We start from the raw sequence: 8,403 nt of genomic DNA, 5'->3' as shown, positions 1-8,403 counted from the left end.
TGAACCTCCATGTTATTGTAGATATATATCTACAATAACATGGCCAAATAAAAAGCTCAACACCTTATCCCATTTTTTTGACGCAGACCCAAACATTAGCGTGTCATTTATAGAATAAAATATATTATAATAGGATCAGGTATGATAATGATCAACGGAGGTTAAGATGGGTTTACTTGGACACGATTTTTTGAAAGAACTACGCCTGAATGAGGGATATTCATTGGACGCGTTATCGAAAAGAACTGGTTTGTCACCATCGCATATTAAAAAGATTGAGGACGGTCAGAGTATGCCTGGCGTGGACACGCTTTTCGATTTGTGTAAGGGTCTCAATATAACTATTTATGATTTTTTCGAACACATAGGTGTAAGTTTATACAGATCACCAAATATCATAATCGCTCCTACTCCCTCAGAAGAGCGTAGGAAAACTCGTGGAGTGGCGGTGCAGGGATTTGAACCCCGGACACTGCGGATATGAGCCGCATGCTCTGACCAACTGAGCTACACCGCCAATGGCCTCAATCTGCTTATTATAACAAATCCCCATCAATTAATAACAGATGGCTAATCTCCTCATTCGAATATTTATTAATATCCCTATTGCGATATAATTAGTTATCAGCGTTGTCCCCCCATAGCTCATAAACGGTATAGGTACTCCTACTACCGGCATCATTCCAAGTACCATACCCATATTAATAAAAAAATACTGGAATAACATAAACGTTAACCCCAGCGCAAGGTACCGCCCAAACTCATCCTTTGACCTCAACGCCGTAGATATACCACGCAGAAATAACAACAGGTATAACGCAATTATTACCGCGCTTCCCACAAAACCCCATTCCTCGGCAAAGATACAGTATATGAAGTCCGTATGTTTCTCAGGCAAAAATCTAAGCGGCCCCTGAGTGCCTTTCAGATATCCTCGTCCAAATACCTGCCCCGAACCTATAGTTATTTTTGACTGCTCTACCTGATACCCTATTCCCCTGGGGTCGGCCTCGGGTTCGATAAAGGCAACTATTCTTTTCTTTTGATAGTCTTTTAAGTGTTTCCATATAAGATTGCCAGCAACAGGCGGTACCGCAATGGCAACTATTATCAGTGTTATCATCAATTTCTTTTCTATTTTTTTTGCAATTGCAAGGAAAAAAAATGTCGATAACAAGACTAAACTTGTTCCCAAGTGAGGTTGTTTAAGGATAAGTACAAACGGTATAAGGCCAAATACCAACAACGATATTAAAAATGTCCTTCTTGTCAGTAGACCATCTATTGTGCTTAAATATTTCGACACGCCTACTATTAACAATATACGAAACAGCTCCGACGGCTGAAAAGAAACCGGCCCTAACTCAAGCCACCTCTGCGCCCCCATTCCACGCTTGCCAGCATACAGCACGATGACAAGCATCACAAGCCCTGCAATATATAATATATACCCTGATTTCCTTAACCAATTGTAATCATACACAGCAGCCGCTAACAACGCCGCCAATCCTACTATTATCCATACTATCTGCTTAATATAGTAATTTGGCTGTACGGTGGTTATTATCGGCCTGGTTGCACTGTATATCGTCATCACCCCAATTATGCTGATAGCCAGAAGCAGCGCCAACATATACCAGTCGAACAGTTTCAGATACTTTCTGTTTATCTGCACAAACCACATGTTTATTTATTGGCCTTGCCTTTGAAATATGCCTCAATCACTTCTTTTGCTATTGGGGCGGCAGTGCTGCCACCATGACCACCGTGTTCAACTATTACGGCCACAGCTATTTCTGGATTGGACGAAGGCGCGTAGGCAATAAACCATGCGTGGTCTCTGAATCGTGCCTTTTGTTTTTCACTCTTAAGCCTGCCAGCAATAACCTGTGCCGTGCCGGTTTTGCCTGATATTTTGACTACACTGCTTTTGGCATCTTTTCCCGTGCCTCTTTCTTCATTTACAACTGCATACATGGTGTTTTTCACTACATCGAATGATTCAGGACGTATGTTAAGCCTCTTTGCCATGTTATTGTTAATATTTCCATCCTTAAGCATCGTAGTCGGCATTATCACGCCCTCGTTTGCTATCATTGCCGTCATCTGCGCCACTTGTGCCGGTGTTACTGACACGTAGCCCTGCCCAATGGACGCGCTTAGTGTCTCACCTAAAAACCATTGTCTTTTCTCCGGCTTTTTTTTCCACTTTGCAGAAGGCATTGTGCCGTCTTTCTCATCCACCCCATGCCTTAGCCCTAAGCCTGTACTCGTCCCCAGACCAAACATCCTGGCGTATTTCTCTATTCTTTCTACACCTAACCTTCTACCAATTTCGTAATAAAACACATCGCATGACTCTATCATCGCCTTGTGAAAACTCACATCTCCATGAGTTTTCCAGCAGCCAAAAGAGTATTTTCCAAACTCAAGCGAGCCCTTACACTGAGTACCTGAGTTGACATCAGTAATACCTTCCTCCAGAGCGGCTATCGCTACGACAGGTTTAAATACCGAACCCGGCGGGTATGCGCTCTGTAAGGCCCTGTTCAGAAGCGGATGCCTTTTGTCATTATGCATGGCCTTCCACTTGTCTGTCTCTATTCCCATGACAAAGTCATTGGGGTCAAAAGTTGGCAGACTGACCAGCGCCAGTACCTCGCCATTTCTCGTGTTTACCACTACCATTGAACCAATTTTCCCTTTAAATGCCTTCTCTGCGGCCTCTTGCAGCCCTATATCTATACTCAAGGTTATATCGTTTCCCATCTTCGGCTTTGTCTGCCCGATGAGTTTTAATTGTCTGCCGAGGGCGTCTACCTCAATTATCTTCTCCCCTGCAGAACCACGCAGCTCTTTATCATAAAACTCCTCTGCCGCCCACTGCCCGACAAATGTCTCAGGGGTTATGTTGTCATAATCCGCACTTTGCATTTGCCTGAGCGTCATTCTCCCTATATATCCAATAGCGTGCGAGCCAATGCTGTTAAATAAATAGTGTCTGGTGAGATTCGGCTCGACCATTAGCCCTGGGAAATCTGACCTCCTTGCCTCTATAGCGGCTACATCCTTAAACGTCAGACCCTCTTTCAACACTATGGACTTAAACCTGTAGCTCTCTCCCTTTTTCAGCTTGGCGATCAGTTTTTTTTCGTCGAGATTAAGCAGCGCTGACAGACCGGCAGTGTCTATATTTTTTGTTTCCGGTGTCAGCGAGGCATAATATGAGGATTCATTTTTCACTAGCGGCACATGGTTTCTGTCATAGATTATTCCCCGCGCTGCAGGCAGCGTTATTACCCTTATCTTGTTTGAGTTGGCAGCCTCTCTGTATTGGTCACCTTTTAGTATTTGCAGTTGGTATATCCTCAGCACCAGCGTAAAAAACAACAGCATCACAATAAATATCGTCAGGCTCGAGTACTTTTCAAAATATTCCTTATTCATCTCTTTCTCTTATTACAAAATACCCTATAACGGCATTTATAACGGCCTGATATAATGTAATATTGACAGCATAAACTATTTCAGCCGGCTTTGTATCAAACAGTGTGAGAGAATAATAGACAATAAAATTATCTGCTACGGTAAAGGCAAAGCACAGAATCGCATTTAACAACGACGTGAGATTAAATATCCCTGTCTGAAAAAAATACGCCATAAAAATAAGCGTACCCTTTGAAAGTATATTTGGCCCCAAAATCTTTAAGGCAATACTATCCAGCAAAAGCCCAATAATAAATGCCCACAGGACTGCCTTCCTCGTATCCCATCGTATCCCTATATAATAGACCAGCACCACCATGACGTTTACCCTGTATACTCTGCTTTCATCTATCACAACGGCCAGCGCTACAAGGGTAATCCATAGAATGTTCTCTTTGAGCCACTTCATTTACATGTCCCGGCTGCGGGTTATAACCATGACCTCGTCGATTTTTTGTGGATTTGCAAAGAGGGCTACTTTTACATCCTGCTCAAACATTGTAGGGTTTTTCTCACTCGATATCACCTTACCTACCGGAACACCTGCCGGATACAACGAATCTAACCCTGATGTAATTATTATATCTCCGACTGCTGTTTTTTCCATATCCACACCGTGTTTTAGATTGCAGTAGTCCTCTCCCACGCCAACCAGGATTGCCTCGGTTCTGTTGTCCTGAGACTTCACAGCAGCAGAGGAGCTTACGTCTGTCAGCAGCAGCACTATGGAGTGATGGGCATCCGCCCTTTTTATCTTCCCAATCAACCCCTGTACTGTTCGCACGGTCATGTCTTTTGTTACACCGTCTTTATATCCCTTATTTATTTCCAGGGTCTGTGCCCACATGTCAGGATTTTTTAGGATCACCTTTGCAGTGGTCACATATTCGGGCACCTGCTGTTTCAAGTCCAGCAGTTGTCTCAGACGGGCATTTTCTATTATAGTCTCTTCATACTCCTGTTTTTTTAACAGTAATATATCAAGTTCTTTTTTCAGTTGTTCGTTTTGCCTTTCAAGATTAAGTGCGACAACAAACGGTCTTTTAATATAATATATAAGAGATGTTACGGCCTCGTTTATATAATTCAACGGGTAACGAATAAAAAAAAGCGGCTGGAGCGGCCCCTTAATACTCTGTATCGACATGAGCGAAATGCAAAAAAACAAGTAGACTAAGAACAGTGCCTGGCTCCTTTTAGTCATCAACCAACGGCAATCCTCTTTAACAGCGCCAGGTCCTCAAGCATCTTGCCAACTCCCATTACCACCGCAGTAAGAGGACTATCTGTCACCACAACAGGCAGCCTTGTTTCCTGTCTGATTAAGGCATCGATTCCTTTTAACAGTGCGCCTCCGCCTGCGAGAACTATGCCGTTGTCCACTATGTCTGAGGCCAGCTCAGGCGGGGTGTTCTCAAGGGCTGTCTTTATTGTGCTTACTATTAGACTTACCGGTTCAGCAAGGGTCTCTCTTATCTCGTCTTCTCTTATTCTTACGGACTTTGGAATGCCGGAGATGAGGTCTCTGCCGTTTGCGTCATATGTGCGGTCTTCGTCGAGTTTAAAGGCCGAGCCTATCTCTATTTTAATCTGCTCTGACGTCCTGTCCCCTATTAAAAAACTATATTTCTCCTTTACATAGGCCACGATTTTCTCGTCCATTGTATCGCCGCCCACTTTTACCGCCTTGCTGTAAACAATGCCGTCCATCGATATGACAGCAACGTCTGTGGTGCCGCCACCGATGTCAACTATCATATTGCCATATGGCTCGTCAATCGGCAGCCCTACCCCTACGGCAGCCGCCATTGTCTCTTCTATCAGATATACCTCGCGCGCCCCTGATGCCTCTGCCGCCTCTTTTACGGCACGCTGCTCAACAAGGGTTATCTGAGACGGTACGCCTATGATTACCCTTGGAGATACGAAACTCTTTCTGTTGTGTGCCTTTTTGATAAAATACTTCAACATCTCACCGGCTGCGTTAAAGTCTGCTATTACGCCGTCTTTCATCGGCCTTATGGTCATTATATTGGCCGGGGTCTTACCAAGCATTCTCTTTGCCTCCGCCCCCACTGCCACTACTTTTTTTGTATCCATTCTCATTACTACTACAGATGGCTCATTACACACTATGCCCTTGCCCTTGGCATATACCAGCGTATTGGCAGTTCCTAAATCTATAGCTAAATCATTAGAGAACAACCCTAAGAGTTTGCTAAAAATCATCCTTCCTCCTTAAAGACTATCTCAACTACCTTTGTTTTTGCCAGCTCATCTCCAATTCTCATCCTATTGGCACTGCCAATCATTATAATGAATTCTATGCCCGCAAATGCAATAAAAAAAAACCAGCCCACAAAAAGCGGTAATTTCCACAGGACAAGGGCAAGGGCAATAGTGCTGTTTCTCAGTATTGAACAGTGTGCAGGAGATACCATATCCCCACGCAGGGATTTGACCTCCATACCCATCAGCTTTTTCCCAATGCTTGCCCTTTTGTACAAACTGTCTCCTACTAATATAAATATCACAGCCGCATAAAACCCTGCCTTTGGCAGCAGTTCCATCATCAGCAGACACAGCACAAGGTCTATTGCCTTGGCAAGGACACGCGGCAGAATACCGGCAGTTATCTCCACTTTACCCATAGAAAATAGTAACAGATAAGCGCTTGAATTTTCAATGAATTACATCAGGCTCTGTCATTTCTGCCATAAAATATATTTCTGCCCAAAAAAAACCTTGCGATACTAACCTGAATGTAGTAAAATTAGACTTCTGTTACATCTGCCGTTTTGCAAACAGCGGCTTTCATAAGACAAAATTATTGGGGGGCAGCACTTAGAAATGGATACATATACTGGCATAAAATTAACACCGAATGGCCTTAAGGTTCTGCAAAAACGCTATCTCAGGAAGAACGAGCAGGGTGTGGTCAGCGAAACCCCTGACGATCTGCTCAGAAGGGTAGCAAAGGCCATTGCCGCAGCAGACCTGAACTATGGGAAGAGTTTTACTGACCTTGACGCGCTGGAGAGGGAGTTTTACGAGATGATTACCGCCCTGGACTTCCTGCCAAACAGCCCGACGCTTATGAACGCAGGGCGAAGGCTTGGGCAGTTGAGCGCCTGCTTTGTGCTTCCTGTTGGTGATTCGATGGAGAGTATTTTTGAGGCTGTTAAAAATGCCGCTATGATTCACAAGTCCGGCGGTGGGACGGGCTTTAGTTTTTCATCGCTGCGCCCAAAAGGTGATGTAGTCGGCTCTACAAAGGGCATATCCAGCGGGCCGGTGTCCTTTATGGCAGTCTTTGACACCGCAACTGAGGCCGTTAAACAAGGCGGCACACGCCGGGGCGCTAACATGGCCATTCTCAGCGTAGACCACCCGGACATCATAGACTTTATCACGTGCAAGTCCAACAGCACAAAACTAAATAATTTCAATATATCAGCAGCGCTGACAACGAAATTTATTGAGGCCGTTAACTCAAACTCAGAATATGAGCTTATAAATCCTCGCGGGGGCACCGGCACCGGCAAACTTGACGCCGCGTATGTGTTTGACTTAATTGTAAAACACGCATGGGAAAACGGAGAGCCAGGCATCATATTCATAGACAAAATGAACGAATCAAATCCAACGCCGCTTGTCGGCAGGATTGACGCCACAAACCCGTGCGGAGAGCAGCCGCTCCTGCCCTTTGAATCTTGCAATCTTGGTTCTATAAACCTCTCTAATATGGCGGTCAGGCGCGATGGCGGCATGACCGTAGATTGGGATAAATTGAAGGCCGTAACACACAAGGCCGTCCACTTTCTTGACAACGTAATAGACTTAAACAAGTATCCCCTTGATAAAATCGAAGAGATGACCAAGTCTAACAGGAAAATAGGCCTCGGCGTCATGGGCTGGGCAGATATGCTGATTCAGCTCGAGATTCCCTATGGCAGTGAAAAGTCCCTTGAGCTGGCTGAGCAGTTGATGAGGTATATTCGTGATGAAGGGCGTGCTGCCTCAGAGGGGCTTGCCTTGTTGCGCGGTACATTTCCAAATTATGCGGGCAGCGTATATGACGGCAACCTAAAACTGAGAAACGCGACTATCACAACAATTGCCCCAACCGGGACTTTGTCCATTATCGCGGGATGTTCTTCGGGCATAGAGCCTCTCTTTGCAGTTTCTTATGTAAGAACCGTTATGGAAGGGACAAAACTTATAGAGGTCAATCCCCATTTTGAGAGGATTGCCAGAGAGCGGGGGTTTTACACCCCTGAGCTTATGGAAGAGATAGCCCACAGTCATTGTTTGTCCGACGTAAAGTCGGTACCCGCAGATGTGGCAGCGCTGTTTAAGACAGCACATGATATATCACCAGAGGAGCATATACGAATGCAGGCAGCGTTTCAGAAATATGTCGACAATGCCGTCTCAAAGACGGTTAATTTTCGTAACAGCGCCACAATAGATGACGTAAAGAAGGTCTATATGCTGGCCAGCCAGCTCAACTGCAAGGGCGTTACCGTGTACAGAGACGGCTCAAGAGACGGACAGGTACTTGCAGTTACCCCATCTGGAAACGCTGAGACCGGCTCGGGAAGCAGAAGCTGTACGTCTGGTTCTATTCAAACTGTCCAGGCGGTCCAGGCGGCCCAATCGCCTCAATCTCTCTCGAACATAAAAATTGTACCCAAAAAGCGTCCCAGGGTCATAAAAGGTACAACAGAAGCGACACTTACCGGCTGCGGCAACCTCTACGTCACTATTAATGAAGATGAAAACGGGATGCCCTTTGAGGTGTTTAATCACATAGGAAAGGCCGGCGGCTGTGCCGCAAGCCAATCAGAGGCAATTGGAAGGCTTGTATCGCTTGCCCTCAGGTGTAATATAAGCCCGGATGAGATTATCACGCAA

At 45.1% G+C, this 8,403-nt stretch carries 8 protein-coding genes and 1 tRNA gene; 2 read left to right on the top strand and 7 right to left on the bottom strand.

From position 1 onward, the window contains the following. Window positions 1–166 precede the first annotated feature (166 nt). Window positions 167–484 carry a helix-turn-helix domain-containing protein gene (locus tag ASN18_RS17880; RefSeq protein WP_085050859.1) on the top strand — a complete coding sequence of 106 codons (318 nt, stop codon included), beginning with the start codon at window positions 167–169 and terminating at the stop codon, window positions 482–484. Here the strand turns inward: ASN18_RS17880 and ASN18_RS01615 are convergent. The 7 genes from ASN18_RS01615 to ASN18_RS01585 form a co-directional block, all read right to left on the bottom strand. Next, window positions 444–517, bottom strand: a tRNA-Met gene (locus tag ASN18_RS01615). The genes ASN18_RS17880 and ASN18_RS01615 overlap by 41 nt on opposite strands. A gap of 39 nt (window positions 518–556) precedes the next feature. Then, entirely contained in the window at window positions 557–1,675 is a 1,119-nt protein-coding gene (gene rodA, locus ASN18_RS01610; protein ID WP_236861426.1) for a rod shape-determining protein RodA, read from the bottom strand. Between the two features lie 11 nt (window positions 1,676–1,686). After that, entirely contained in the window at window positions 1,687–3,447 is a 1,761-nt protein-coding gene (gene mrdA / locus ASN18_RS01605) for a penicillin-binding protein 2 (RefSeq protein WP_085050857.1), read from the bottom strand. Beyond that, complete coding sequence (gene mreD / locus ASN18_RS01600; RefSeq protein WP_085050856.1) at window positions 3,440–3,895, bottom strand: rod shape-determining protein MreD; 456 nt, start codon at window positions 3,893–3,895, stop codon at window positions 3,440–3,442. The genes mrdA and mreD overlap by 8 nt, the downstream gene beginning before the upstream one ends. Then, the gene (gene mreC, locus ASN18_RS01595; protein WP_085050855.1) at window positions 3,896–4,690 is read right to left on the bottom strand and encodes a rod shape-determining protein MreC; all 795 of its coding nucleotides are present in this window, start codon (window positions 4,688–4,690) and stop codon (window positions 3,896–3,898) included. After that, a complete protein-coding gene (locus tag ASN18_RS01590; RefSeq protein ID WP_085050854.1) occupies window positions 4,690–5,715 on the bottom strand; it encodes a rod shape-determining protein in 1,026 nt (341 codons plus the stop codon). The genes mreC and ASN18_RS01590 overlap by 1 nt, the downstream gene beginning before the upstream one ends. Next, window positions 5,712–6,137, bottom strand: a complete 426-nt coding sequence (locus ASN18_RS01585) for an RDD family protein (RefSeq protein ID WP_085050853.1) — start codon at window positions 6,135–6,137, stop codon at window positions 5,712–5,714. Before ASN18_RS01585 ends, ASN18_RS01590 begins: the two co-directional genes overlap by 4 nt. A 199-nt stretch (window positions 6,138–6,336) precedes the next feature. Here ASN18_RS01585 and ASN18_RS01580 point away from each other — a divergent pair. Then, window positions 6,337–8,403, top strand: a 2,067-nt coding sequence (locus ASN18_RS01580; RefSeq protein ID WP_085050852.1) for a vitamin B12-dependent ribonucleotide reductase, incomplete at its 3' end; no start/stop codon positions are given.

It is taken from the genome of Candidatus Magnetominusculus xianensis (assembly GCA_001541255.1).
Taxonomy (GTDB): Bacteria; Nitrospirota; Thermodesulfovibrionia; order Thermodesulfovibrionales; family Magnetobacteriaceae; genus Magnetominusculus; species Magnetominusculus xianensis.
This window is presented reverse-complemented; position numbering and strand designations above follow the sequence as displayed.